20 protein-coding genes and 1 pseudogene are annotated in these 26,351 nt (G+C 49.0%); 15 read left to right on the top strand and 6 right to left on the bottom strand.

The window, feature by feature from the left end; translation table 11 throughout:
- The first annotated feature begins 9 nt into the window (after positions 1 to 9).
- From WH43_RS01595 to WH43_RS01610, 4 genes are all read left to right on the top strand, one after another.
- A complete protein-coding gene (locus tag WH43_RS01595) occupies positions 10 to 1,506 on the top strand; it encodes a sugar porter family MFS transporter (RefSeq protein WP_286049388.1) in 1,497 nt (498 codons plus the stop codon).
- Between the two features lie 159 nt (positions 1,507 to 1,665).
- Positions 1,666 to 2,598 (top strand): aldose epimerase family protein, encoded by a 933-nt coding sequence (locus WH43_RS01600; RefSeq protein ID WP_053422914.1) that lies wholly within the window; start codon positions 1,666 to 1,668, stop codon positions 2,596 to 2,598.
- A 41-nt stretch (positions 2,599 to 2,639) separates the two neighbouring features.
- Positions 2,640 to 3,767: an endo-1,4-beta-xylanase gene (locus WH43_RS01605; RefSeq protein WP_082335627.1), complete on the top strand. Its 1,128-nt coding sequence runs from the start codon at positions 2,640 to 2,642 to the stop codon at positions 3,765 to 3,767.
- Between the two features lie 477 nt (positions 3,768 to 4,244).
- A complete protein-coding gene (locus WH43_RS01610) occupies positions 4,245 to 4,625 on the top strand; it encodes a hypothetical protein (RefSeq protein WP_053422915.1) in 381 nt (126 codons plus the stop codon).
- Between the two features lie 160 nt (positions 4,626 to 4,785).
- Here WH43_RS01610 and xylA read toward each other — a convergent pair whose 3' ends face one another.
- Both xylA and xylB read right to left on the bottom strand, forming a co-directional pair.
- Entirely contained in the window at positions 4,786 to 6,105 is a 1,320-nt protein-coding gene (xylA, locus tag WH43_RS01615; RefSeq protein ID WP_053422916.1) for a xylose isomerase, read from the bottom strand.
- A 273-nt stretch (positions 6,106 to 6,378) separates the two neighbouring features.
- Positions 6,379 to 7,833: a xylulokinase gene (xylB, locus tag WH43_RS01620; RefSeq protein WP_053422917.1), complete on the bottom strand. Its 1,455-nt coding sequence runs from the start codon at positions 7,831 to 7,833 to the stop codon at positions 6,379 to 6,381.
- Positions 7,834 to 8,078: 245 nt separating this feature from the next.
- Between xylB and WH43_RS01625 the strand changes: the two genes are divergently transcribed.
- The 8 genes and pseudogenes from WH43_RS01625 (at position 8,079) to WH43_RS21160 (ending at position 18,777) form a co-directional block, all read left to right on the top strand.
- The gene (locus tag WH43_RS01625) at positions 8,079 to 9,275 is read left to right on the top strand and encodes a XylR family transcriptional regulator (RefSeq protein WP_053422918.1); all 1,197 of its coding nucleotides are present in this window, start codon (positions 8,079 to 8,081) and stop codon (positions 9,273 to 9,275) included.
- Between the two features lie 169 nt (positions 9,276 to 9,444).
- A pseudogene (locus WH43_RS20185) lies at positions 9,445 to 10,427 on the top strand (glycoside hydrolase family 43 protein); the annotation flags it as partial.
- 135 nt (positions 10,428 to 10,562) lie between these two features.
- Complete coding sequence (locus tag WH43_RS20190) at positions 10,563 to 11,138, top strand: beta-xylosidase family glycoside hydrolase (protein WP_286049389.1); 576 nt, start codon at positions 10,563 to 10,565, stop codon at positions 11,136 to 11,138.
- Positions 11,135 to 13,999 carry a glycosyl hydrolase 115 family protein gene (locus tag WH43_RS01635; protein ID WP_082335628.1) on the top strand — a complete coding sequence of 955 codons (2,865 nt, stop codon included), beginning with the start codon at positions 11,135 to 11,137 and terminating at the stop codon, positions 13,997 to 13,999. Before WH43_RS20190 ends, WH43_RS01635 begins: the two co-directional genes overlap by 4 nt.
- Before the next feature lie 52 nt (positions 14,000 to 14,051).
- Complete coding sequence (gene tal, locus WH43_RS01640) at positions 14,052 to 14,993, top strand: transaldolase (protein ID WP_053422919.1); 942 nt, start codon at positions 14,052 to 14,054, stop codon at positions 14,991 to 14,993.
- A gap of 9 nt (positions 14,994 to 15,002) precedes the next feature.
- Complete coding sequence (gene tkt / locus WH43_RS01645; protein ID WP_053422920.1) at positions 15,003 to 16,991, top strand: transketolase; 1,989 nt, start codon at positions 15,003 to 15,005, stop codon at positions 16,989 to 16,991.
- Positions 16,992 to 17,080: 89 nt separating this feature from the next.
- Positions 17,081 to 17,911 carry a glycoside hydrolase family 9 protein gene (locus WH43_RS21155; protein WP_053422921.1) on the top strand — a complete coding sequence of 277 codons (831 nt, stop codon included), beginning with the start codon at positions 17,081 to 17,083 and terminating at the stop codon, positions 17,909 to 17,911.
- Between the two features lie 14 nt (positions 17,912 to 17,925).
- Entirely contained in the window at positions 17,926 to 18,777 is an 852-nt protein-coding gene (locus tag WH43_RS21160; protein ID WP_053422922.1) for a glycoside hydrolase family 9 protein, read from the top strand.
- A gap of 46 nt (positions 18,778 to 18,823) precedes the next feature.
- On the opposite strand, the gene WH43_RS01660 is transcribed toward WH43_RS21160, so the two are convergent.
- Positions 18,824 to 20,002, bottom strand: a complete 1,179-nt coding sequence (locus WH43_RS01660; RefSeq protein WP_053422923.1) for an MFS transporter — start codon at positions 20,000 to 20,002, stop codon at positions 18,824 to 18,826.
- Positions 20,003 to 20,100: 98 nt separating this feature from the next.
- Between WH43_RS01660 and WH43_RS01665 the strand changes: the two genes are divergently transcribed.
- Entirely contained in the window at positions 20,101 to 21,027 is a 927-nt protein-coding gene (locus WH43_RS01665) for a LysR family transcriptional regulator (RefSeq protein WP_053422924.1), read from the top strand.
- 47 nt (positions 21,028 to 21,074) lie between these two features.
- Here WH43_RS01665 and WH43_RS01670 read toward each other — a convergent pair whose 3' ends face one another.
- Entirely contained in the window at positions 21,075 to 22,010 is a 936-nt protein-coding gene (locus WH43_RS01670; protein ID WP_082335630.1) for an alpha/beta fold hydrolase, read from the bottom strand.
- Positions 22,011 to 22,136: 126 nt separating this feature from the next.
- Here WH43_RS01670 and WH43_RS01675 point away from each other — a divergent pair, with 126 nt between their 5' ends.
- Positions 22,137 to 22,751 carry a CGNR zinc finger domain-containing protein gene (locus WH43_RS01675; protein WP_053422925.1) on the top strand — a complete coding sequence of 205 codons (615 nt, stop codon included), beginning with the start codon at positions 22,137 to 22,139 and terminating at the stop codon, positions 22,749 to 22,751.
- A gap of 59 nt (positions 22,752 to 22,810) precedes the next feature.
- On the opposite strand, the gene ssb is transcribed toward WH43_RS01675, so the two are convergent.
- Both ssb and WH43_RS01685 read right to left on the bottom strand, forming a co-directional pair.
- Positions 22,811 to 23,470, bottom strand: a complete 660-nt coding sequence (gene ssb, locus WH43_RS01680) for a single-stranded DNA-binding protein (RefSeq protein WP_053422926.1) — start codon at positions 23,468 to 23,470, stop codon at positions 22,811 to 22,813.
- 11 nt (positions 23,471 to 23,481) lie between these two features.
- On the bottom strand, positions 23,482 to 24,849 hold the full coding sequence (locus WH43_RS01685; protein ID WP_053422927.1) for an MFS transporter: 1,368 nt from the start codon (positions 24,847 to 24,849) through the stop codon (positions 23,482 to 23,484).
- 216 nt (positions 24,850 to 25,065) lie between these two features.
- On the opposite strand from WH43_RS01685, the gene WH43_RS01690 reads away from it, so the two are divergent.
- A complete protein-coding gene (locus WH43_RS01690) occupies positions 25,066 to 26,166 on the top strand; it encodes a DUF5694 domain-containing protein (protein ID WP_053422928.1) in 1,101 nt (366 codons plus the stop codon).
- Positions 26,167 to 26,351: the final 185 nt, after the last annotated feature.

The following is a 26,351-nucleotide window of genomic DNA, read 5'->3' on the forward strand; positions in this document are numbered from 1 at the left end:
GAAAGAATTATGATTTTTAACAAGCTGGCTGTATTTCAGTCAAACAGAACTTATGCTCAGGCTATGCGCTTACCTAAAGGAGTTATAATTTTGCAGCACAGCAACGAGCCGGCAGTTTCAGCAGACAACAAAGTTTTTATTCTGTTTATCAGCTTAGTCGCCACCATAGGCGGCTTTTTATTTGGTTTTGACAGCGGCGTAATCAACGGCACTGTCGACGGCCTGCAACAAGCCTTTAATTCCGCAAGCGTCGGCACTGGTTTTAATGTCGCCAGTATGTTGTTGGGCTGTGCTGTAGGTGCTTTTTTTGCCGGACGGCTGGCTGATATCAGTGGCCGTAAAACCATCTTACTGATCTCAGCCGTATTTTTTATTGTCAGCGCCTGGGGTTCAGGTGTTGCTGAAGGCTCCTTTGAGTTTGTTATTTACCGCATTTTAGGTGGCTTGGCTGTAGGTGCTGCCTCTGTTATTACGCCTGCTTATATTTGTGAAGTAGCTCCGGCCCGCTACCGTGGCATGCTCACTACGTTACAGCAAATCGCCATCATCTTCGGTTTGTTTATGGCTTTTGTCAGCAATTACCTGCTGGCTGAATATGCAGGCGCTTCTACTGCGGCGCTTTGGCTTGATTTCGCCGCCTGGCGCTGGATGTTCTGGATGGAACTGTTCCCGGCGTTCCTGTTTCTGCTGATGTTGTGTTTTATTCCTGAAAGTCCACGTTTTCTGGTGCTCAAAGGCAGTAACGATGCCGCAGCCGCAGTGTTGACTCGCTTGTATGGCAGCGATGCCGCAAGCCGTAAACTGGCTGAAATTCAACAGTCTTTATCTGCAGATCATCAACCCCGACTCACTGATTTATTAAGCAGCCAAACCGGTAAAGTGCGCAAAATTGTTTGGGTGGGTATTGGCCTTGCCAGCTTCCAGCAATTGGTCGGTATTAACGTGGTGTTTTATTACGGCGCAGTGCTGTGGCAAGCTGTTGGTTTTTCTGAATCTGACGCCTTACTGATTAACGTCATTAGCGGCGGTTTAAGTATTGCGGCTTGTGTTATTACCTTGCTGATTATCGACAAAGTAGGCCGTAAACCTCTGCTGAAATGGGGTTCAATTGGCATGGCCGTAACTCTGGGTTTAATGGTGCTTTGTTTTGCCAATGCGGGCCAGGATGAAAACGGCAATTTGCTGCTAGGTGATTGGGGTCAAGTGGCGTTGATCAGCGCTAACGCTTATGTGTTCTTTTTTAATCTGTCCTGGGGCCCGGTAATGTGGGTGATGTTGGGCGAAATGTTCCCGAATCAAATTCGCGGTTTGGGCCTTGCCGTCAGTGGCTTAGCCCAGTGGAGCTGTAACTTCCTGATCACTATGACTTTCCCTTTGTTGCTGGCAGGTATTGGTCTGGCTGGAACTTATGGCCTTTATACCCTGGGCGCTGCGCTTTCTATCCTCTTTGTGATCAGGATGGTGCATGAGACCAAGGGGACTGAATTGGAAGATATGCAAGGTTAAACCCTGCGTACTTGAAGCTGCAACGTTGTTGACCGCCTGATCTTAAAACGAAGAGGCGCCCCAGTCACATAGGTAACTATGCTCCTGGGGTCTCGCTCGCTTGTCGCCTAGTTGCAACTCCAATTACTTTGGGTTGAATTTTCGGGAGTGAATACATTTATGAACGTCTTTCATCTGACCAATAAAGCAGGCGACCAGCTCAGTATTCTTGAGCGCGGTGCGGCTATGCAGCGCTGGTCTACTGCTGTGGGTGACAGTCATCGTGAATTGATCCTCAGTTATGCCGATCCGGACTGTTATGCACAGGACCCTTTTTATCTCGGCGCTTTAGTAGGGCCTTACGCCAACAGGATCAGTAAAGGCCGTTTGCGGATTGGTCAGCAGTGGTATCAACTGCAACAAAATGAAGGACAAAATCAGCTGCATGGTGGCGCCGCAGGTTTACATCAAATGAACTGGCACCTACTGGAGCAGCAGCAATCCAGACTGGTGCTGGGCTGTGAAATGGCCGATGGTCAGGGCGGTTATCCTGGGCCGGTGTTTTTTCGGGTCACTTATCAATTGTCTGAACAAAGTGCTTTGGATGTAGAACTGGAAGCCAGCAGCAATGTGACTACGCTGGTCGGGCCCACTTTGCATCCATATTTTAATCTGGCGCCAGATCAAGCCCCAATAGACGAGCATAAACTTTGCCTGCATGCCGCCCACTACACTAGTGTAGATGCGCAGTGCATTCCAACAGGTGAACTGCCCAAAGTGCAGGGTAGCCCGCTGGATTTCAGCACAGCCAAAACCTTAAAGGGTGTGCAGATGGACTATAACTTTGTGGTCAATGGCGATCTGCATCAGGCCGCGGCTGAACTGATAAGTCCCGATGGTTTAGTGCGGCTGAGTGTGTATTCCGACTATCCAGGCCTGCAGGTGTATACCGGAGAGCATTTAGCCGGCCCCTTTAAATCACGTCAGGGTATTTGTCTTGAGCCACAGTTTTTCCCGGATTCACCGAACCAAAAAGGTTTTCCCTTTCACTTTACCCGTCCCGGCCAGCCTTTTAAGGCACATATCCGTTATCAACTGGATAAAGCCGGTTAACAGCAGCAGTTCTGCTTATTCATTACTTTTGGAGTCATCACATGCGATCTATGTCCTTTTGTATCCTATTAAGCAGCCTGTTGATAGGCAGTGCTTATGCACAAGAGCAAAGCTCCTCTTTAAAAGATACGTACAGCAAACACTTCAGTATTGGCACTGCGTTAAGCGCAACACAAATAGCAGGCAAAGAGCCGGGTACGCTGGACTTGGTCAAGCAGCAATTTAATGCGGTGACGGCAGAAAACGTGATGAAATGGGAAATCATTGAACCTGTGGAAGGCCAGTTCAACTTTGCCGCCGCCGATGCCATGATTGAATTCGCCGAAGCCAACAATATCAAAGTGATAGGTCATGTCCTGTTATGGCACGAGCAAACGCCAGCCTGGGTATTTCAGGACGCCAAAGGCCAACCGGCCTCAAAAGAGTTGGTGTTATACCGGCTGAAAAACCATATCAACGCTGTAATGGGCCGCTACAAAGGCCGTATTCATGGCTGGGATGCAGTGAACGAAGCCTTAAACGAAGACGGCACCCTGCGCCAATCCAACTGGTATAAAGCTTTGGGTGAAGATTACATAGCCACAGTCTTTGAGCTGGCGCATCAGGCCGACCCGAAAGCCGAACTCTATTACAACGACTTTAATTTATTTAAACCAGAAAAACGCGCCGGCGTGTTAAAGCTGGTGGCGGCGTTAAAAGCGAAAAATGTGCCTATCCACGGCATAGGTGAACAAGGCCATTACAGTCTGGATTACCCGGAACTGCAGCAAGTGGAAGACTCTATTGTGGCGTTCAAAAACACCGGCCTGAAAGTAGTGATTACCGAACTGGATATCTCAGTTTTACCCTTCCCTGAGCCGGAAAAAATTGGCGCGGATATCTCACTGAATATGCAGTTAAAGCAAGAGTTTAACCCCTACGCTGATGGCTTACCCAAAGCAATCAGCGACCAACTGAACCAAAAATACCTGCAATTGTTTGAGTTATTTTTGCGCCACAGCGACGCCATTGAACGAGTGACTTTATGGGGCGTGAACGACAACCAGACCTGGCGCAACAACTGGCCAATGAAAGGCAGAACAGACTACCCCTTATTGTTTGACCGAAAAAATCAGCCAAAAGAAGTGGTGCCACAGCTGATTAAACTGGCAGAGAAAGCTGGTAAATAACTTCATCCAATCCTCAAAAGGCTGGGGTTTCCCAGCCTGTCTGTTTTTACCGATTTAACTCCCAACGGGATCATCACTTTAGACCTGACACCAAAGGTTTTTTCGAAAACCTGTTAGCTTTGCTAGTTTACAACCCTATTCCATTTAATAAACTGGATGTGCTCTGACGGTATTCGCAGTGCAGCCTAACAGACCAAAGGTAGACCTGACACCAAGGACAAAGGTTTTTAAAAAGGACTAGAGATGAAATCATCCAGATTATTCTATGGTATTGGTATCGTTGTTGGCATATTGGTTGGCTTAGCCATAGGTTCATTTCTGACCGGAAATTTTTTTGAATTGCTGGATCGACTCCTCAACCATTTTTAGCTGGTAGCACTGTGTTGCGTAAGGGTATGCCAATGAGATCATCACTTAGACCTGACATTGAAATTCCTTTATCAAAGTAGACCTAACCCTGAGGGCTCTGTTACACCCATGCAACTTATCAAAAATCTTTTATGGATAGACTGTTTTGCTGGCGCAACTGCCGGGGTAATAGTGGTCCTGGCGTCAGCATGGCTCAGTGAGCTGTACTCTATGCCACAAAAACTACTGCTAGTGATGGGTGTTGTGAACTTGCTCTACGCCTGTTATTCGTTTTCTCTTGCAATTAGTAGCAAGCGCCCCGGATTTTTTATCAAAATGCTAATAGTAGCCAATGCAATCTGGGCTTTCGTTTGTCTTGGCATAGCCGCACGGTTTTCTGCAAGCATGACGTTACCTGGCTACATACATCTGGTTGGTGAAGCAGTATTTGTTGGTGGGCTCGCTTTTGCTGAGTGGAACTGGCGTGATCAATTAGTAACGCAAAACTGACAAAAGAACAGCCTCTGCGTTCTCACGAAGACGCCAGCTCAGGTATCAGGTATCAGGTATCAGGTATCAGGTAAATTTTAGTAAGAAATAGGGCGCAGTAGCTTCTCTGCGCCCGGATAAAATACCCGGCTAGCCGGGCAACGACAGGGTTCGGGATCCCTTACCTGAACAACACCAGATTCACCTGATTTTCCAGCAATTCCTGACGGCCGCTGACGGCTTTCGGGCTTAACTGTTCGCGCTCAACCAGAGCGGCCAGAGATTGCAGTGAATGCTCGCTGCTCTGAATAGCTTTCCCTAAAGAGCCATTCCAGCCGGCATAACGCTCTGCGACTGCTTTACCTAAAAAGTCTTTCTCAACCAGAACTGCAGCACGTTTTAATGCCATAGCCAGGTGGTCCATACCACCAATATGACCATGGAACATGTCGGCGCGGTCCATGCTCTGACGGCGTAATTTGGCATCAAAGTTAAAGCCACCCGTAGTGAAACCACCCGCCTTCAGAATTTCGTACATCACCAGACTCAGCTCTTCTACGCTGTTCGGGAATTGGTCTGTATCCCAGCCATTTTGGGCATCACCGCGGTTGGCGTCTATGCTGCCAAAAATTCCAAGCGAAATAGCAGTCGCTACTTCATGGTGGAACGAATGACCAGCCAGCGTGGCGTGGTTAGCTTCAATATTCATCGCGAATTCTTTTTCCAGACCAAATTGCTTCAGGAAACCATACACAGTAGCCGAATCGTAATCGTACTGGTGCTTAGTAGGTTCCTGTGGCTTAGGTTCGATCAGTAAGGTGCCTTTAAAGCCGATTTTATGCTTATGCTCAACCACCATTTGCATAAAGCGACCCAGTTGCTCACGCTCCTGACGCAGGTCAGTGTTCAGCAGAGTCTCGTAACCTTCACGACCGCCCCACAATACGTAGTTTTCACCACCTAAACGCTGAGTGGCGTTCATCGCATGGAACACTTGCGTAGCGCCGTAGCTGAAAATTTCTGGATTTGGATTGGTCGCAGCGCCTGCAGCGTAACGTGGGTTACTGAATAAATTCGCTGTGCCCCATAACAGTTTTACGCCGGTTTCAGCTTGCTTTTGCTCAAGATCATCCACCATAGCGGCGAAGTTGTTGATGTATTCTTTAATGCTGTTGCCTTCAGGTACAACGTCAATGTCGTGGAAGCAGTAATAAGGAATGCTCAGCTTGCTGAAGAATTCAAAAGCCACATCGGCTTTAGCTTTGGCTTGCGCCATAGCGTCACCGGCTTCTAACCATGGGCGGCCAAAAGTGCCCTGACCGAACACGTCCTGACCATTCCAGCAGAAGTTGTGCCAGTAGCAAGCTGCCATACGCAAATGCTCTGCCATGGTTTTACCCAGGATTTTTTCATTGGCGTTGTAATGCTTAAAGGCCAAAGGGTTGGTGCTATCGGCACCTTCATACTCTATTTTGTTAATCTGGTCGAAATACTGAGCCATGTTGCTCTCCTGTGTTACATCAATTCCAATGCTGCTAATGGTGGGCATAGCTGGCTTTAATCACAATTATGTTTTTTCAGAGCAACCTTATTTATTCCCGTCTCTTTACAGCCATGCGTTGTTGGCTCGACACTCCCCCCAGTCACATAGGTAAACTATGCTCCCGGGGTCTCGCTTACTTGCCGCCTAGCCACAACTGTAAATCCATAGGGAATATCCCAGATGCAGCTTTGTTGGCTCCAATTGCAATGACGCAGGGAAATAGTTGCAAGTTTAAAAATGCTCAGCCAAGGACTGATACAAGGCTTTAAATTTGTTGTAGCGTTTGGCCAGAGCGGCATGACGTTGAGCATTGGGTTGATGCTGGCTGACCACTGGCGGCGGTGGGCAAAGCAAATCCAGTGCTGTCTCTGGTTCCAGAGCTAAATGGGCCAGACGGGCTGCACCTAAGGCGGGCCCTACTTCACCACCTTCTCTGAAGGTCAGTGGCTGGTTCATTAGATCAGCCAGCAATTGCCGCCAGTAAGGACTTCTGGCACCACCACCTATCAGATTAATTTCTGTCGGCTCCAAACCGCTGGCATGCAAAGCTTCTGCGCCCTGGAACAAGGCAAAACTGACACCTTCCAGCACTGAATAGGTCAGAGCTTTTTGGTCTGTGTTGTAGTCCAGACCAAACCAGACCCCTTTGGCATTGGGGTTGTTATGCGGCGTGCGCTCGCCCGACAGGTAAGGTAAAAACAGCGGCAGCTGTTCACTATTTTCAGGCCCTTGCTCCAAATCAGCCAGCAAAGTCGCCACCGGAGTTTTCACTATGTGTTCGGCGTACCATTGCAAACAACTGGCCGCACTTAAGGTGACAGACATTAAATGCCAGGTATTTGGCAAAGCATGACAAAAGCTGTGTACCGCAGACTGTGGATTGGCCAGAAAACCATCACTAACGGCAAAATACACACCCGAAGTGCCTAGCGATAGCATGGCCTGGCCCGGATGCACTATGCCAGCGCCGACAGCACCGGCAGCATTATCACCACCACCTGCAATTAAAGGCACAGCCTGCATACCCCAACGCTCGGCTAACTCAGGCAACAAGGTTCCGGTGATCTGATTACCTTCATACAATGCGGGCATTTGATTGCGGCTTAAACCGCAAGCACAGAGCAGCTCGTCGTTCCAGTCCCGCTTGGCCACATCCAGCCATAAAGTACCGGCACTGTCCGACATATCGGAGGCAAAATCACCACTTAAGCAAAAACGCAGATAATCTTTGGGCAATAACACTTTAGCAACGCGGGCAAAAGCTTCTGGTTCCTGCTGACGTAACCACAACAATTTAGGTGCAGTAAAACCCGGCATCGCCAGATTGCCGGTGATCTGCGGCAAATCGCTAACCTTCAGCTCCAACTGCTTGCACTCGGCAAAAGAGCGGCCATCGTTCCATAAAATCGCTGGGCGAATAATCTGATTTTGCGCGTCCAGTAAGGTTGCGCCATGCATCTGGCCCGCTAAACCTATGGCTTTCACCGCTGCTAACGACTGACGCCCTCTTAGCTGGTCCAGACAAGACTGCAACCCAAGCCACCAATGCTCTGGGTTTTGCTCTGACCATAAAGGCAAAGGCCTGCTAACGGACAACTCAGCACTGGCGCTATCAATGACTTTGCCGTTTTCGCCCAGCAAAATTACTTTGATGCCCGAAGTACCTAAATCTATGCCTATATACATACTCTGAAATCTGTTCTGACTTTTGGTGAGCTAATACTTGGCGAGGGATTGCTGAGCAGCAATTACGAAAATTCATAATTCGGTGCTGAATTCTGTTTTACCGTTTGCCAAAAAAACCCAGCTGGCTAATATTTAACCCGCTTAAATACAAAAACAAAAAAAGATAACGATAAATACTCAAAAAAACTGAAGCTACGACTTCAGGTACGAAGAGTATAAAAAATGACAAGACGGGGACAGGTTATATGTTTAAAGCTAAACACAGCATTACCTTGTTGTTTAATGCTAACAAGGTATTCGACAGGCAAGTGATCGAAGGCATAGGTCATTATCTGCAATCATCAAAAGTGGACTGGGACGTGTATTTGGAGGAAGACTTTCTCTGTCGTCTCGAACACATTCACGAATGGGGTGGCGACGGTATTATCGCCGACTTCGACGATATGAATATTGAACGCGCTTTGGCCGGAACCAGTAAACCTATAGTGGGTGTAGGCGGTTCTTACAGCAAAGCTTCCGATTATCCTACCGTGCCTTATGTCGCCACCGACAACTTCGCGCTGGTCAGTGCGGCTTACGAACACCTGAAACGCAAAGGTTTAGACCGTTTCGCCTTTTACAGTGTGCCAACCGACGATCAGCACCGCTGGGCCACTGAACGCGAGAATGCGATTAAAAAATTAACAGCGCAGGACGGTTACGATTGTCAGATTTATCAAGGCCATTGCACCAGACCTGAAACCTGGCAATACGCCATGAATCGTCTGACCGATTGGATCCAAAGTTTACCCAAACCCATTGGCATTATTGCCGTCACCGATTCCCGCGCCCGCCATCTGCTGCAAGCCTGTGAACATTTGGGCATAGTGGTGCCGGATAACATTTCTATCATTGGCATAGATGACGACGATATAGCCCGCTTTCTGAACCGCATTAGTTTGAGTTCTGTGACTCAGGGGTGTTTTGAAATGGGTTATAAAGCAGCCAAACTGCTGCACACCCAACTGAATAATATAGATGTAGGTAATAAACGTATTCTGGTGCCGCCCGTGGGCGTGGCGTCCCGCCAGTCTACAGACTTTAAAGCGCTGCGCGACCCTTATGTCATTCAGGCCATGCACTATATCCGCCGCCATGCAACCCGTGGGGCTAAAGTGGAGCAAGTCACTGACTTTGTCGGTATTTCCCGATCCAATCTGGAACAACGCTTCAGAGCAGAACGGGGACATTCGATCCACACTGAGCTGCATAACCAGAAGCTGGTCAAAGCCTGCAAAATGCTGCTCGACACTCAGGTGAACCCTATTGAAATAGCCAATATCTGCGGCTATCCGTCACTGCAATACATGTATGCGGTGTTTAAACGCCATTTTTGCCAGACCCCGAAAGAATACCGGGAGAGCCGTGGTGAAGCGATGAATCATCTGGCGGTAAACGACTGATCACTCACTGATTTGCAGGGCGTATCTGTGGTTCGCGCCCTGCAACTTTTTAACTCCTGCCACCGAAAAAACGCACTAAGCTGACGTATTTTCATAAAGCTGAAGCCTTTGATGATCATGGTATTTTTCTGTTTAAACCTGACACAAGCAGTCAAAGGAACAGCGAAAAATGCACACAATCTACACTTCTGCGCTCCTAGGCCTTGGCCTGTTACTCAGCGGATGTCAGCCGGAACCACCGGCTCAGCCACAACGCACCACAGCTACTTTTCACTGGTTTGATTATCAGGGCCAGGACACGATATTTGCCGACCCTGTAGCCAAAGGCAGCTACCAGAATCCGGTTGTTGCAGGCTTTTTTCCGGATCCAAGTATTACCCGCCGTGGTGATGACTATTACATGGTGACCTCGTCTTTTTCCTACACGCCGGGTTTACCCATTTTACACAGCACAGATCTGGTGAACTGGCAGCTGATAGGCCATGCACTGAGCCGTGCCTCGCAAGTGGATATGTCGGGTATGCAAGTCTCCCGTGGTATTTTTGCCCCTACTATTCGCTATCACGACGGCACGTTTTACATCATCACCACTGTCGTGGATAAAGGAGGCAACTTTATTCTGACCGCCACAGACCCGGCCGGGCCCTGGTCTGACCCTATCTGGTTGCCTGAAGTGGAAGGCATAGACCCGGATATCTTTTTTGATGACGACGGCAAAGTCTACATCAGCCATAACGGCGAGGCGCCGGGCGAGGCTTTGTATGAAGGCCACAGAGCTATTTGGCTGTGGCAATACAACCCGGTAAAAAAAGCTGTATTGCCAGAGTCAAAACAACTGCTGGTCAATGGTGGTGTCGACTTAAGCACCAAACCGATTTGGATTGAAGCACCGCATATTTACAAGCACAACGGCTGGTATTATCTGGTCTGTGCCGAAGGTGGCACAGCCGATCAACATTCAGCGTGGTATTCAGAACCCGCAGCCTGACACAACCTTTTGTGCCTTATGGCAACAACCCTATTCTGACGCAACGCGATTTACCAGCTGACAGGCCCAACCCTATTACCACAGCGGGTCATGCCGATTTAGTGCAGCTACCGGACGGTCAGTGGTGGGCTGTATTTCTGGCCACCCGCACTTATGACCAAACTTTTTTTAATACTGGCCGCGAAAGCTTTTTACTGCCGGTCAGCTGGCAGGACGAATGGCCCACTATTTTGCCCAAAGGCCAGGCTATTCCTTATCGCCTTGCGGCACCTGCTGGCCTTGTCAGCAGTACCAAAGCTTTGAGTCAGACCAGCAATTTTCACTGGCGTGATGAATTTGATAGTTCGAGCTTAAAACTGGACTGGAACCTGCTGCGTGAGTTTGACCAAAGCTGGTTCACACTGGATGGACAAAACCTCAATATCAATGCCAAAGCTGTCGGTGTGGATTCGTTAGCACAACCAGCCTTTATAGCGCGTCGCCAGCAACATACCAGCTTTGAAACCAGCACCAGCCTGGTGGTGCCAAAAGGCAAGATTTCAGCGGGTTTGGTGGCCTTTCAGAATGAGCAGTATCACTACTATCTGGGCGTAAAAACAGTGGCAGACAACACTACTGTCTTTTTAGAGCAAGCCAAAGGCGGTAAAGCTGTTGTTATCGCCAGTCAGGTTTTAGCCGCAACGACCGAACAACTGCAACTCAGAATTCAGGGTAAAGCCGGAGAAATCAGCTTTTTCTATGCGAAGCCACAAGGCGACTGGCAGCAATTGGGTGAAGTGCAGGATGCCAAAATCTTAAGTACTCAGGTTGCGGGTGGTTTTGTCGGCACGACCTTGGGTGTGCATGCCCGACAGGAACAAGAGGCCGCACCATGAAGATCCGTTTTGCCTTCAGCTTAGTTTTCGCTTTATTCAGCGCTGCAGTCACAGCGTTACCCGGCGATTATCTGGCGCAACAACCCACCAAAGGCGACTTTGCTTTGGTGGGAAAAAGTTCTGTGGCCCAAATTCAACTGGATGACAAAGACCATAAAGGCTTAAAACGCGCCGTACAAAGTCTGCAACAGGATATCCAAAAGGTCAGTGGTAAAAGCTTAAGCATCAGTACCACAACACAAGCCAAACAGCTGCTGATTATCGGCAGTCTGGGTAACAACACTCTGTTGGACCAACTGATAGCAGCAGGCAAGCTGGATGTAAGCGCCATTCAGGGCCGCTGGGAAGCTTATTTGATTCAGGTGGTTGAACAACCACTGCCGGGCGTAGAACAAGCGTTGGTGATAGCGGGCAGCGATAAACGTGGCGCCATTTTTGGTGTTTATGATCTGGCCGAAACTATAGGAGTCTCGCCCTGGCACTGGTGGGCCGATGTGCCGGTGAAACAACAACCAGAGCTTTATATCAAAGCAGGCACAAAACTGACCGATGCGCCCAAAGTGAAATACCGTGGCATCTTTTTAAATGACGAGCACCCGGCTTTAACCAATTGGACCACCGAAAAATTTGGCGGCTACAACAGCAAGTTTTATCAGCATGTGTTTGAGCTGTTGCTGCGGCTAAAGTCGAATTTCCTTTGGCCTGCCATGTGGAATAACGCCTTTGCTGATGACGACCCACAAAACGCTATTTTGGCTGATGAAATGGGCATAGTGATGAGCAACAGCCACCACGAACCTATGATGCGCGCCGACAAAGAGTGGAACAGATACGGCAAAGGGCCGTGGGAATACTCCAGCAACAGAGCCAACATCTACAAGTTCTGGCAAGAAGGCGCAAAGCGGCATCAACATCTGGAAAGCATTTATACCCTTGGCATGCGGGGTCAGGAAGATGAGCCAATGAGTGAAGGCGAAAACATCGGCTTGCTGGAGCAAGTCGTAGCCGACCAACGCCAGATCTTAACGGACACCTTTAAAGACAGGCCGATCACTGAAGTGCCACAAGTCTGGGCTTTGTACAAAGAGGTACAAGGCTTTTACGAACGTGGCATGCGGGTACCGGACGATGTCACTTTGCTCTGGGCTGATGATAACTATGGCAATATCCGCCGTCTGCCCACAGCAGAAGAGCGTGGCCGCAAAGGTGGCGCTGGTGTGTATTATCACTTTGATTATGTTGGTAGCCCGCGTTCTTACCGCTGGATCAATACAGTGCCCATGGCAAAAATCTGGGAGCAGATGAATTTAGCCTGGCAATTTCAGGCCGACCGTATCTGGATAGTCAATGTTGGCGATTTAAAGCCGATGGAGTTTCCTATCGACTTTTTCCTGCGCATGGCCTGGAACCCGCCGGCTTTTAAAGCCGATAACTTAGAACAATTTGCTGTCAGTTGGGCCAGCCAACAATTCAGTGCAGAGCATGCCGCAACCGTAGCTGAATTGATTCAGGGCTACACCAGACACAACGGCCGTCGTAAACCCGAAGCCGTGGAACCTGATACCTACAGCATTTTGCATTATCAGGAAGCGGAACGTGTTAGCGGCGAACTTGCTGCTTTAGTGAAAAAATCCGATGAGTTGTACTCTCAACTACCGACTGAACAAAGGGATGCTTATATCCAGCTGGTATCACATCCGCTCAAAGCCAGTCAGGCTGTGTATGAATTAAACCGTGCCGTAGCGATGAATAAATTGCATGGCGAACAAGGCAGGGTCACTACTACGTATTGGGCTGAACAAGTGCGTTTCTGGTTTAAGCAGGACGCTGAACTGACGAATATTTATCACAACCTCGGCAATGGCCGCTGGAACCATATGATGTCGCAGCCTCATATTGGTTTTACCTACTGGCGTAACCCACCTGCGAATTTAATGCCTGTGGTTTCAGTAGCCGAACCTATGCCAGTGGCAGATATGGGCGTGGCGCCTGAAGGCTCGGCTTTTTCATGGCCCATCAGCGAATACAAAGGCCAGCCGTTAGAGCTGGACCCTTTTTACCCTCACGGCCAAAAACAGCGCGCTATTGAAGTCTTTAACAAAGGCAGTTTGCCTTTTGAATTCAATGCTAAAGCATCAACCGATTGGATCCAGCTCAGCCAAACCAAAGGCCAGATTGAAGTGGCTCAGACGGTTCAGGTCAGCATTGACTGGAGCAAAGTGAAAACCGGGCTGAATGTCGGTGAAGTGCATGTGCAGGGCACGGGCTGGGGCGGGGCAAAAATTAAAGTATCGGCTGTGAAACCTGACACAGAACCAACTTCAGGTTTTGTTGAAGCAGACGGCTATATAGCGCTGGACGCCGCCAGTGCCAAAGTGCAGGGCAACAACAATCAAAGCTGGTGGCAACTGATCCCAGGCCATGGCCGTGGTGAAGCCTCAATGGCAGCTATGACGGAGCTGGATTATCAAATCAAAGATAGTGGCAAAGCCCCTTATCTGGAATACCCGCTGTATTTCCATTCCACTGGTGAATTTACCTTGCATAGCGTGATAGCTCCGACTTTGGATCTGGTGCCTGGCCGTGGTTTACGTTTTGCTGTGGCGCTGAATAATGACAAGCCCGAATTGATCGACAGTCTGGCGGATAAAAGTCCGGCGGTTTGGGATAAGGCCGTATTGGATGGCGTCAGAACCATCAAAAGCACACTGAAAGTGGATAAAGCAGGCGAACACAAATTACGGATTTATCTGGTCGACCCGGCTTTAGTACTGCAAAAACTGATCATTGATACAGGCGGCCTGAAACCCAGTTACTTGGGGCCAGAGCAAAGTAAAAGAATCGTGAACACGGATAAATAACAGAAGAAAATTAGACCCCAAAGTAATGCGAACGAAGGGGAAAGGAATTGAAATGAATCAGCTAGAACAACTCAGCAAACTAACGGTGGTAGTGGCAGACAGCGGTGATATTGCTGCTATAGAGCAGTTGCAACCGACCGAAGCCACTACCAATCCATCGCTTATTTTACAGGCCAGCCAGCAGGCGGATTATCAGCATTTATTAGTCAGTGCACTCAAAGGCAATGAACAGGACATAACCGCAGCCTGTGAGCAAGTCACAGTGAATTTTGGCTGTGAAATTTTGCGCCATATACCGGGCCGGGTATCGACTGAAATTGACGCCCGCTTGTCTTTTGATACCGAAGCCAGTGTGGCTAAAGCTTTGAGTATTATTGGGCGCTACCGCGCAGCAGGAGTGGACTCAAACAGAGTACTGATTAAACTGGCTGCCACCTGGCAAGGCATTCAGGCCGCAGCCCGACTGGAAAAATTAGGTATTCACTGCAACCTGACGCTGATTTTTAGTCTGGCTCAGGCCAAAGCCTGTGCTGACGCTGGTGTAACTTTAATCTCGCCTTTTGTCGGCCGGATTCTGGACTGGTACAAACAAAATCAGCCAGAGCAGGATTTTTCCGGCGACAAAGACCCTGGCGTTATATCAGTTAAAACTATTTATAACCATTACAAGAACCATGGTATCCCTACTGTCGTCATGGGCGCTAGTTTCCGTAATGTCGATCAAATTCGCCAGTTAGCAGGCTGTGATCTGCTGACTATAGCCCCAAACTTGTTACTGCAACTGAAAGACTCGACCGAGCCTTTGCCTGCAGCTTTACAGCCGCAGAGCACTCAAAGCCCTGCCACAGCCAAAGCCCTGAGTCAGGCCGAATTTTTATGGCAACTGAATGAAGACGCTATGGCTACTGAGAAACTGGCCGAGGGTATTCGTAAATTTGCCGTGGATCAGCGCAAGCTGGAACAACTGTTACATCACTTAGCTCAAAGCCGTTAGGATTCTGCCATGCATACTGATCACCAAACCCGCGCCAACGCCATCCGCGCTTTAACTATGGATGCAGTACAAAAAGCCAATTCAGGCCACCCGGGTGCGCCTATGGGTATGGCCGATATTGCCGAAGTCCTATGGCTGCAATTTTTAAAACATAACCCGGCTAATCCGTCTTTTAGTAACAGAGACCGTTTTGTGCTGAGTAATGGCCATGGCTCTATGCTGTTGTATTCCTTACTACATCTGACGGGTTATGAGTTATCTATCGAAGACTTGAAGTCTTTTCGTCAGCTGCACTCGAAAACCCCGGGCCACCCTGAATTGGGTTACACCCCAGGTGTCGAAACCACCACAGGTCCTTTAGGTGCAGGTATCGCCAATGCGGTGGGGATGGCCATCGCCGAAAAAACGCTGGCGGCGCAATTTAACCGGCCTGATTACCCGGTAGTGGATCATTTTACCTACTGCTTTTTAGGTGATGGCTGTCTGATGGAAGGCCTATCACACGAAGCTTGCTCTTTGGCTGGTACTTTAGGCCTTGGCAAGCTGATTGCCTTTTGGGATGACAATGGCATTTCTATTGATGGTCATGTTGAAGGCTGGTTTACTGACGATACGCCAGCGCGTTTTCATGCGTATGGCTGGCAGGTCATTCAGGTAGATGGCCATACCCCTGCGCAAATTGCTGATGCCATCAGACAAGCTCAGGCCGAAACGGCCAGGCCTACTTTGATTTGCTGCAAAACCATTATCGGCTTTGGCAGCCCGAATAAATCCGGCTCACATGACTGCCACGGCTCTCCACTGGGCGACAATGAAATCGCCAAAGCCCGCGAATTTCTGCAATGGCCTTATGCACCTTTTGAAATTCCGGCCGAAGTTTATGCCGCCTGGGACTGCAAACCCAAAGGCGCCGCTATTGAACAACAATGGACAGAGCTATTTGCCGCTTATAAAAACGAATACCCTGAACTGGCCGCAGAATACCAACGCCGGGTGATAGACAGAGTGTTACCCGCTAATTTTGAAGAAGCCACACAAAGTTTTATCGAAAATTGCCAGAACCAGCAGCAGGATATCGCCAGCCGCAAAGCCTCTCAGCTTTGTATCGCGCACTTTGCAGCACTTGTTCCTGAAGTTTTAGGTGGCTCAGCCGATTTGGCAGGTTCTAACCTAACCTTATGGTCTGGCAGCAAAGGCCTGACGAAAGACGATAGTTCCGGCAATTATATTTATTACGGCGTACGCGAATTTGGTATGGCGTCCATAATGAACGGCATCACAGCCCACGGTGGTTTCCGCTGTTATGGCGCCACTTTCCTGATGTTTATGGAATACGCCCGCAATGCAGTACGGATGTCGGCGTTAATGAAACTGCCGACTATTTATGTCTTTACTCATGACTCTATTGGACAGGGCGAGGACGGCCCAACTCACCAACCGATAGAACAGCTGACCAACTTACGCACTACGCCCAATCTGGTGACCTGGCGGCCTGCTGATTTAACTGAAACCGCAGTAGCCTGGAAATCGGCTTTAACCAGCACAAGTTCGCCTTCAGCTTTAGTCTTTAGCCGACAAAATCTACGTCAATTCCAGCGCAACCCAGAGCAAATCAACCTGATCAGCAAAGGCGGTTATATTTTAAAAGACTGCGGCGGCGCGCCAGATATAGTGCTGATAGCCACGGGCTCTGAACTGCAACTGGCCTGTGATACTGCCGAACAGCTGAGTGCAGTAGGTAAAAAAGTCAATGTGGTGTCTATGCCAAGCACTACTTTGTTTGACCAGCAATCTGAGTTTTACCGGGATTCGGTGCTACCTGATCAGGCGAAACTTGTTGCGATAGAAGCAGCTCACCCAGATTTCTGGTACAAATACGTCGGTAAAAAAGGCCTGATTATTGGTATCAGCAGTTTTGGTGAATCAGCACCTGGCCCTGCCTTGCTGGAATATTTTGGCTTTAACGCAGAGGTCATAGCAGCTAAGATTCTGGCCTGACTTCATAAATCTGAAAACAAAGACTTCAGCCTTCTCTCGCCTTTGGCGCAACAAGCTTGAAGTCTGACTCCCTGAACAAGGATTTTGTTATGCGTCTGGCTTTTCCTGTGTTTTGTTTTGCCTTTGTTGCCACTTGCGGCGCAGCAGAGCCACCCGCTTTGCTGAAAGTGAATCAAAGTGGCTACCAGAGCCAGGGCCAAAAACTGGCCGTGATCCCAGGGAAAAACCAACACACTTTTCAGTTAGTCGCTTTACCATCAGGCAAGATGGTCTTTAAAGGCCAAAGTTCAGAGGCTCAGCTTTGGGCACCTGCAGGCGAAACCGTCAGCCTTGCTGATTTTAGTCAGGTACAAAACAATGGCCGTTATCGCTTGGAGGTTGCAGGCTATGCCCCGGTTGAACTGCAGATTGCCGCCCAACCTTATGCCCAATTGCATGATGCAGCTATTAAAGCTTATTACTTCAACAGAGCTTCACAGCAGCTGGATCCGGCTTATGCAGGTGTATGGGCCAGGCCTGCCGGACATCCGGATAATCAGATAAAAATACATGCCTCAGCCGCTTCAGCCAGCCGCCCCACAGGCACTGTAGTTCAGTCGCCCAAAGGCTGGTATGACGCCGGTGATTACAATAAATACGTGGTGAATTCAGGCATCACCACCTACACCTTGTTAGATGCCTGGACTGATTTCAAAGACTTTTACCGCGAGCGACAATGGACTATTCCTGAATCCGGCAACAATATGCCCGACTTGCTGGATGAAGTGCTATGGAATCTGGACTGGCTCAGCACTATGCAGGACCCAGCCGACGGCGGGGTTTATCATAAACTGACTAATCTGAATTTTGATGGCACTGTGATGCCACACCAGGCAGTAGCACAACGTTATCTGGTGCAAAAACCACAGCAGCCAGTTTAAACTTTGCCGCTGTCATGGCTAAAGCCAGCAGAGTACTCAGCGAATTTGAAGCGCAGCAGCCCGGTAAGGCGGCTCTGTTCAGACAACAGGCCATTCAGGCATGGCAATGGGCCAGTAAGAATCCGGCTATTTATTATCAACAACCAAAAGATGTCAGCACAGGTGCTTACGGCGATCAACATCTGGCCGATGAATTCTCCTGGGCTGCAGCTGAGCTTTATTTACTGACAGGGGAACAGTCTTATCTGCAGCAGTTTTTTCAATTAGCTCAGCCAGCACAAACCGCCTCATGGGCTTCGGTCGCCGCTTTGGGCTATTTCTCATTGGCAAAACAAGCAAACCAGCTGACACCAGAGCAAAGCCAGTTGGTATTCAGCGCTATCGCCAAAGTAGCCGATCAGTTTGTCGCCCAACATCAGGCTTCAGCTTATAAAGTAGCCATGTTACCGGGCGATTTTGTCTGGGGTAGCAATGCGGTGGCGATGAATAAGGCTATTTTGCTTTTTAAAGCTAACCAAATCTCAGCTAAAGCCAGCTACATAGAGGCAGCGCAAGGTTTGCTGGATTATGTGCTGGGCCGTAATCCGCTGGATTTAACCTATGTCACAGGTTTTGGTATAAAAAGTCCACAACATATCCATCATCGCCCTTCTGAAGCGGACGGAATTCAGCCTCCTGTACCAGGTTGGTTAGCTGGTGGTGCTCAGCCTGGGCAGCAGGATAAATGTAAGTACAGCAGCAAGTTACCCGCTAAATCTTATGTCGATGATTACTGCAGCTATGCCAGCAACGAAATAGCTATCAACTGGAATGCTCCGCTAGTCTATATGCTGGCTGCTTTTTCTCAGCCCATTCCAAAACCTTGATACAACAAAGCAGCCTGAACATTCAGGCTGCTTTAGACTCTTCTGTTTAATTAGCCGTAACCGGACTTTGTTGGCTGCCTTGCTGACGGCCACGCCTGAACCACAACACCATCACAAGCCCAAGCAAGGCGGTACCAGCACCAGCCAAAGGCACATAACTTAAGCCTAAACCTGCTTTGATAATGGCAGCACCCAGCACAGCGCCCAAAGCATTCCCCAGATTAAAAGCTCCGATGTTCATAGCTGCAGCTAAATTAGGCGCTGCTTTGGCTTCCTGTACCACCAGAGATTGCAGTGGCGGCACCAAGGCAAAACTGGCGATGCCCCATAAAAAGATTAAAGGCGCGACTATCATCGGCGATGACACTGTGACGGAGAACAGCGCTAATAACAGAGTGACAGCCACCAAAGAGGCGATCAGAGTTAAATCCAGCGAGCGGTCGGCAAAACGGCCGCCCAGATAATTGCCTAGCGCCAAACCTGTACCGTACAACACCAGCATGGAGGTGACAAAAGCCGTCGAGGCATGAGTCTCATCCTGCAATATAGGCACTATGTAGGTAAAAACAGTAAACATTGAGCTTGAGCTGACTACTGTTAACAGTAAGGCCGCTAACACAGAGCCTTTGCTCAGTACTCTGAGCTCATTACGCACATTGGCTTTGCTTTCATTCGCCAGTGGCGGTAATGACAAACGCAGCGCCAGCATAGTCACTACCCCTATCACAGCCATAGCAAAAAAGGCAGGACGCCAGCCAATCACTTCACCAATGTAAGTAGCCAAAGGTACCCCGCCTATAGTGGCGATGGTCAAACCAGAGAACATAGCAGCTACGGCGCCAGCTCGCTTTTCTGGCGGCACAATACTCATAGCAACCACTGAGCCCACACCAAAAAAAGCGCCGTGATTAAATGAGGTGACAATACGGCCAAATAACAACAGGTTATAGCTATCCGCCATAGCAGAGATCAGATTACCCAGAGTAAAAATACCCATAGACAACAGCAGCAGGTTGCGACGGCTCATATTGGCAAAAACTAAAGTCATTAAAGGTGCGCCAATCAGCACACCAAAGGCATAGGCGCTGATTAACATACCAGCAGTTGGAATAGAAACTGCCAGGTCATTGGCAATCACAGGTAACATCCCCATAGGGGAAAACTCTGTGACACCTATACCAAAAGCCCCCAAAGCAAGGGCCAGTAAAGGAATATTGATTTTCATGCAAAGTCTCGCTAATTTGTGACGCGAAGGAATATAAATAATCACAACACTGAGAAAAAGTAGCGCAGGATACATTCAGTTTTGCCGTGGAGTCACAAATGAGCGCTGAAAAGACAGGAAAGACAGACCGAACAGCAGAAATGGAGACCTTTTTGTCCGTTGCCTGCACCGGCAGTTTAAGTGCGGCAGCCCGTGAACTGGATCTGACGCCATCCGCCGTCAGCCGTATTATGACCCGCCTTGAAAAACGTCTGGGAGTCAGGCTGATAGTGCGCAGCACCCGCAAATTGCGTTTAACCAGTGAAGGCGAGTCTTATGCGCTGGCCGCCCGGCGAATTTTAAAAGATTTAGCAGATACAGAGAGCAGCATTGCCAGCAGGGGCAGTCCAAGTGGCAGTATTAAAGTGACGACGGCAACGGCCCATAGCCGCCTGACTATAGTGCCGCTACTGAAAGAGTTTTTGCAGCGCTACCCGGATATTCGTATTGAAATCGATGTATCAGACCAAATCCGCGATGTTCAGGCAGGCCATGTCGACGTGGCAATTCGTTTTGGCCAGTTGCCAGATAGCGGCCTGCATGCCCGTCGTTTGGGTGAAACGGGCCGTGTTGTGCTGGCTTCCCCCGACTATCTGGCCAAAGCCGGAGTCCCACAAACACCAGCTGATTTAGCCCATCACAATTGTCTGGATTTCAGTTTCAGGCGCTTAGAACCTGGCTGGCCTTTTCGTGAAAATAATCAGGACTATATGCTCGCCGTCAGCGGCAATGTGATAGCGAATAATGGAGAGACCCTGGTCGAACTGGCGCTGCAGGGCATAGGGATAACCCGTGTCGGTTGTTTTCATGTACAGCAGGCACTGGCCACAGGCCAACTGGTGGCTTTACTTGAAGACTACAATCCGCAAGACCGCGAAGCCATTCATGCGGTTTTTATTGGGGGTCACACTATGCCTGCCAGAGTCAGAGTCTTTGTTGATTATCTGGTAGAGAAAATGACGGGCAATGCAAAAACTGCAGATTAAAATCATCAAAGCGGGCCTTAAGCCCGCCGTTGTGATAGTGGTCAAACTTAAGGTTTGATACTACGGTTCAAAAACTCCAGCATAGCTGCTGCTATTTCCTTGCCGTGGGTTTCAATAGCAAAGTGACCACTATTTACAAACTGCACTTCAGCTTTTGGATTATCACGCTGGAATGCTTTGGCGCCAGCAGGAAGAAAAAACGGATCTTTTTCACCCCAAATCGCCAACAAAGGTGGCTGCTTGGCGCGGAAGAACTGATGCAACTGCTTGTATTGTTTCACGTTACTGCCGTAATCCACCAATAAGTCCATCTGTGCATCCACCCCATGGCGCTCAATAGCAGCATAAGCCAACTGATAAGGTTCAGGTGCAATGACGGAGGTATCTTCGACACCTTCAGTGTATTGCCACTTCAGCATCTCTGCGGTGTTGAACTTACGCAGAGCTTCGCGGTTTTCCGCTGTTGGGTTAGCCCAGGCTTTGCGCATATCAGCCCAACCTTCACTCAGGCCCTCTTCGTAGCCATTACCATTTTGGCTGACAATAGCTGTGATCTTGTCCGGGTTCTTCACCGCAAGACGCCAGCCGACAGGAGCACCATAATCAAACACATACAGCGCGTAACGTTCCAGCTTTTTAGCCAGGGTAAACGCATCAATCACTGAGGCCAGATTATCGAAGCTATAGGTAAATGCTACGCCAGGCTTGATGGTGGTTTGACCAAAACCAGGCAAATCCGGTGCTATCACATGATATTGTTCTGCCAGTTTTGGCATTAAATCCCGAAACATATAAGACGAAGCGCCAAAACCATGCAACAACAACAGGGTTGGTGCTTGTGGCGAACCCGCCTCGCGGTAAAACACATTCACACCCTGCACATCCAGGCTCTGATAACGCACTTGCGTCTTATCTTCTGCGGCTGTGGCAGAAAGAGAGGCAGTTAAAGCGGCAGCTGCCAGTAACAGTTGTTTCGTGTTCATAGTGACTCCGTAAAGTTAAAGTTGGCAATATCACTTAGTAACCCGTATAATTTAAATTAATTGGTTACTTGAACTCAGTCTGGCCCAAACAAAGTAACCTGTCAAATATATTTTTAGAGGTTACTTATGATTGTTTCAGAAATTCTGCATGAAGAAACTTTAACTGGCGCACCTATGCTGGGCGATCATTTAGCAATGGACTTGCTCAATACAGAAGCCCGTAATGATGGTAAAGCTATTGAATTCTGGAACAGTGACGATGATGTGTTGCAGTGGCTGGCACGCTACGACATTACCCTGGCAGCAGAGGGTAAGACTTTTGCCGCCGGTGAACTGCTGACTCAGGCCAAAGCCCTACGGTCACTGGCGCGGCAACTCATCAGCGCATTTAAAGAAGAAAGACCACTGGAGATCAGCGAGTTAAATCAGTATCTACGCGCTTTCGATACTGCGCCTCATCTGGTAAGGGATGCAGAAGGCAAGCTCAAGTTGAGCCGTATTTCACACAGCAACGGCATTGGAACTTTATTAGGCCCGGTCGCACAAGCTATCGCTGAACTACTGGTCGAAGGCAAAGTTGATTTGGTGAAACGATGTGAACACCCCGACTGTATTTTGTGGTTCTACGACCGCACCAAAGCCCACAAACGCCGCTGGTGCAGCATGGCTATATGCGGCAACAGATATAAAGCGGCACAGTTTAGGAAAAGAAGTAGCAGTTCAGATGCTGCACCGGAATAAATAACATAAAAAAGCCTCTGATGTCAGAGGCTTAAATTTACACTTTCAAAAGCGGTGAGTCAGAACGGAATATCGTCATCAAAGTCGATTGGTGGTTCCATTGGGCCACGTTGTTGTGGTGCTGCCTGATTAAAACCGCCTTGTGGCTGGTTAAAATTGCCCTGACTCTGGAAGCCGCCCTGAGCTGGACGTTGCTGGTAACCGCCTTGTGCCGGTGCTGCAGCAGCTGGAGCTTGCGGGGCATAACCGCCCTGAGCCGGAGCTGCTTGTGGCATACGTTGTTGTGGTGCAGCGGCAGGTTGTTGATAACCGCCTTGCTGACCCATAGGAGCACCGCCACCCATAGCCGGAGCCTGACCCATGCCAGCGCCTTGACCTTCACCACGGCCATCTAACATTTGTAGCTCATTGGCAATGATTTCGGTGGTGTAACGCTCAACACCTTGCTGATCCTGCCACTTACGGGTACGCAAACGACCTTCGATATAAACCTTGCTGCCTTTACGCAGATATTCACCGGCAATTTCAGCCAAACGCTGATAAATCACGACACGGTGCCATTCGGTATTTTCTTTCTTCTCATTGGTAGTTTTGTCCGTCCAGCTTTCGCTGGTCGCGATCGTCAGGTTGGCTACTGCACCACCTGTCGGCATATAACGGACTTCAGGATCTGTCCCCAGGTTACCAATGAGTATTACTTTATTAATTCCACGAGCCATGCGACTTCTCCTTAACTTTTTTGGCTGCTCTCAACCAAAGACTGTGCCTCTGCCAAATCAAATTGTTGCTGGCCGACTTTTAAATACAAACGTTGTTCCGCAACCACCACTGTGACTTCCAACACTCCGTTGAGTTGGGTCAGGCGCTGCGCCAATTGGGCTGCGGCGGCTTCATCGGCCACTTTGACAGGCAATGACAGTCGTTGCGATCGCGCAGGCACTGTCATGCGGCTGGCATAAGCTAACCATAGTAAACCAATCAGGGCAGCCACGGCAAACAAGGATTCACCGCTGCTGAAACTTGCCACAGCACCGCCTAAAATACCGCCAGCAAAGGCGCCAAAAAACTGCGCACTGGCATAAGTACCCATAGCAGTACCTTTTAATCCAGCAGGGGCAATACGCGACAACAAAGCAGGCATGCTGGCTTCTAAATAATTAAAACCAACAAAAAACAACAACAGCGCCAGGGTGATCGACCACAACTGCTGATTGATTAAAATTAACACAAAACTAACAATAAGCAGGCTTATTGCCAGTAATAAATAGCCTTTTTCCTGTTGCTTGCGGCCGGCCAAAATCATCAGCGGCACCATCAGAATAAAAGCCGCAATTAAAACAGGCAGATAGAGTTGCCAATGTTGTTCTGACAGGAAATTTTGCTGCAGCAGCAAAGTGGGTAACACCACAAAAATAGCTGTTAATAACAGGTGCAGAACCAATACACCAAAGTTCAGTCGCAATAATTCCGGGTGACGAAATAGCGCTGCGATTTGGCCTTTGGTAGCCAAAGTTTCAGAAGCTGGCGCTTTACTGACGGCTACAGGCACCACTTTCCAGACCAACAACAAACCGGTAATGGCCATCAAAGCAGTGCACCAGAAAATACCACTTAACCCGCTGGCCGCTGCTATAGCAGGCCCTGCCACCATAGCTATAGTGAAGGACAAACCTATGGTCATACCAATCACAGCCATGACTTTGGGTCGTTGTTCTTCACGGGTCAGGTCGGAAGCGAGCGCCATCACAGCGCCGGAAATAGCACCCATACCCTGCAGTACCCTACCAAAAGTCACCATATAGACAGAATCTGCTAAAGCCGCGACCACAGAACCCAGCACAAAAAAGCTAAGCCCCAGCAGCATCACCGGCTTTCTGCCCCACTTATCGGACAGCCAACCCATAGGAATTTGTAACAGCGCCTGAGTTAAACCATAAGCACCTATAGCTAAGCCTATCCACAAAGGCGAAAAGCCGATCAGGTCTTTACCAAAAATGGCAAAGACGGGGATCAGCATAAATAAACCAAGCATCCGGAAAGCAAATACCAGTGCCAAAGACCAGGCGGCACGTTTTTCCAGTGGATTCAGATGGGACATCCGCGACAATTCTCCGGGTTAAAGCGGGCGGCGATTGTAGCACAAAGTTTGGATTCGGAGTCGGGCTCAGGGTCTGACTCTGAAGCATTTTTTTTCGAGCAAGAACTTTGTTACAAAAAGCATGAAGGCGTTACAGTTCGCTGGTTGGCGCTGCACTGCGGCCCAACTAGAGTAGTAACAGTTCACCTGATTACATTCCACAGCTTTGGAGATTTTATGCTTACTACGTTATTAGTGGCTGCTTTACTCAGCTCAGCCGAAGCACCAGCTGCAGTAACAAATCCAAAACCAGACACTGAATTCGCTCAGGCAGTTTATCTGGCCGATAAAGCTGCAGCAGAGCGCGGTGGGCTTAGCCAAATCGCCGTGCTGGGCACTTCACATTTATCTTCCCTGCCGACTGATTTTGATAAGAGCAGGCTGACCCCCTTGTTGAACCGGTTGGCTACTTTTGCCCCTGACAAAATTCTGATTGAAGCACTTTCTGGTGCACAGTGCGATTTTCTGCGGGATTATCAGTTTGCTTACCCCGACACGGCAGAGCAGTATTGTTACGATCCAACGGTGGCCAGACAAGCACTTAAGCTATCCGGTGCCGAAGCCAGTCAACAGATAGCCAGGCTCTTAGCTATCCCAACCACCAATCGTCCGCACTCAGAGCGTCGTCGGTTGTCTGCGTTATTTATGACGGCAGGTAATCCGGTCTCAGCAGTAGTGCAGTGGTTACGATTACCAAAAACAGAACGGATCAGCGCCGATGGCCTGACTGCAGAGCTGGTGGCTCAACTGGAAAAACGCAGCTTACAGATGAATGAAAATGTCAGTATTGCCGCGGCATTGGCGGTGCAACTAGGCCATGAACAGGTGTATCCGGTAGATGATCATACCGGAGATGCGGCTATTGGCCAGATGGATGAAAAAGTCTTTGAGCAGGAAATCAGGCAAATTTGGAATAACGAGTGGACAAAACAACGTGCAGCCTTGTTTGAGCAGCAGCACAAACATTTCGTTGAAAATAAAGAAGCCAGCGTGTTGGAGTGGTACAGCTCTACTAATTCGGTAGAGGAGGCTCGTCGGGCCGTCGCAGGTGACTTTGCTGCTGCAGCGGGTGCACAAGTGCCAGGGAATACAGGGCGCAAATATCTGGCGTACTGGGAAACCCGTAATATGAGAATGGTCGCTAATATTCGCGAAACTATAGGCTCTGGCAGTAAAGCACTGGCCATTGTGGGTTCATCACACAAGGCCTATTACGAGCGTTATCTGGGCGTCAGCAGCGACTTAAGCATTGTCGACATCCGCCCGCTGTTACGTTAACTACAATAAAAAATCGGAGCGCAGCCAGTCAGGATTGGGGTACATCGCATCTACTGAATACAAGCGCTATCTTGTTAATAAAAGGCAGCAGGGAGGCCTAATGCCAGTCAGTTAAGCTGACTGGCATTATTTTTTGTACGCATATTTGCTGGATTTCCTTTTGATTTGCCTTGGATAACTTCGCT

This window comes from Rheinheimera sp. KL1 (genome assembly GCF_001275035.1).
GTDB classification, from domain to species: Bacteria; Pseudomonadota; Gammaproteobacteria; order Enterobacterales; family Alteromonadaceae; genus Pararheinheimera; species Pararheinheimera tangshanensis.

Bases quoted from the DNA above. Each gene is read 5' to 3' on its own strand.
- WH43_RS01685 (WP_053422927.1), bottom strand. From the start codon at position 24,849: ATGTCCCATCTGAATCCACTGGAAAAACGTGCCGCCTGGTCTTTGGCA.
- tal (WP_053422919.1), top strand. From the start codon at position 14,052: ATGAATCAGCTAGAACAACTCAGCAAACTAACGGTGGTAGTGGCAGAC.
- WH43_RS21155 (WP_053422921.1), top strand. From the start codon at position 17,081: ATGCGTCTGGCTTTTCCTGTGTTTTGTTTTGCCTTTGTTGCCACTTGC.
- WH43_RS01675 (WP_053422925.1), top strand. From the start codon at position 22,137: ATGATTGTTTCAGAAATTCTGCATGAAGAAACTTTAACTGGCGCACCT.
- WH43_RS01595 (WP_286049388.1), top strand. From the start codon at position 10: ATGATTTTTAACAAGCTGGCTGTATTTCAGTCAAACAGAACTTATGCT.
- ssb (WP_053422926.1), bottom strand. From the start codon at position 23,470: ATGGCTCGTGGAATTAATAAAGTAATACTCATTGGTAACCTGGGGACA.
- WH43_RS01660 (WP_053422923.1), bottom strand. From the start codon at position 20,002: ATGAAAATCAATATTCCTTTACTGGCCCTTGCTTTGGGGGCTTTTGGT.
- xylA (WP_053422916.1), bottom strand. From the start codon at position 6,105: ATGGCTCAGTATTTCGACCAGATTAACAAAATAGAGTATGAAGGTGCC.
- WH43_RS01690 (WP_053422928.1), top strand. From the start codon at position 25,066: ATGCTTACTACGTTATTAGTGGCTGCTTTACTCAGCTCAGCCGAAGCA.
- WH43_RS21160 (WP_053422922.1), top strand. From the start codon at position 17,926: ATGGCTAAAGCCAGCAGAGTACTCAGCGAATTTGAAGCGCAGCAGCCC.
- WH43_RS01635 (WP_082335628.1), top strand. From the start codon at position 11,135: ATGAAGATCCGTTTTGCCTTCAGCTTAGTTTTCGCTTTATTCAGCGCT.
- tkt (WP_053422920.1), top strand. From the start codon at position 15,003: ATGCATACTGATCACCAAACCCGCGCCAACGCCATCCGCGCTTTAACT.
- WH43_RS01625 (WP_053422918.1), top strand. From the start codon at position 8,079: ATGTTTAAAGCTAAACACAGCATTACCTTGTTGTTTAATGCTAACAAG.
- WH43_RS01600 (WP_053422914.1), top strand. From the start codon at position 1,666: ATGAACGTCTTTCATCTGACCAATAAAGCAGGCGACCAGCTCAGTATT.
- WH43_RS01665 (WP_053422924.1), top strand. From the start codon at position 20,101: ATGAGCGCTGAAAAGACAGGAAAGACAGACCGAACAGCAGAAATGGAG.
- WH43_RS01610 (WP_053422915.1), top strand. From the start codon at position 4,245: ATGCAACTTATCAAAAATCTTTTATGGATAGACTGTTTTGCTGGCGCA.
- xylB (WP_053422917.1), bottom strand. From the start codon at position 7,833: ATGTATATAGGCATAGATTTAGGTACTTCGGGCATCAAAGTAATTTTG.
- WH43_RS01670 (WP_082335630.1), bottom strand. From the start codon at position 22,010: ATGAACACGAAACAACTGTTACTGGCAGCTGCCGCTTTAACTGCCTCT.
- WH43_RS01605 (WP_082335627.1), top strand. From the start codon at position 2,640: ATGCGATCTATGTCCTTTTGTATCCTATTAAGCAGCCTGTTGATAGGC.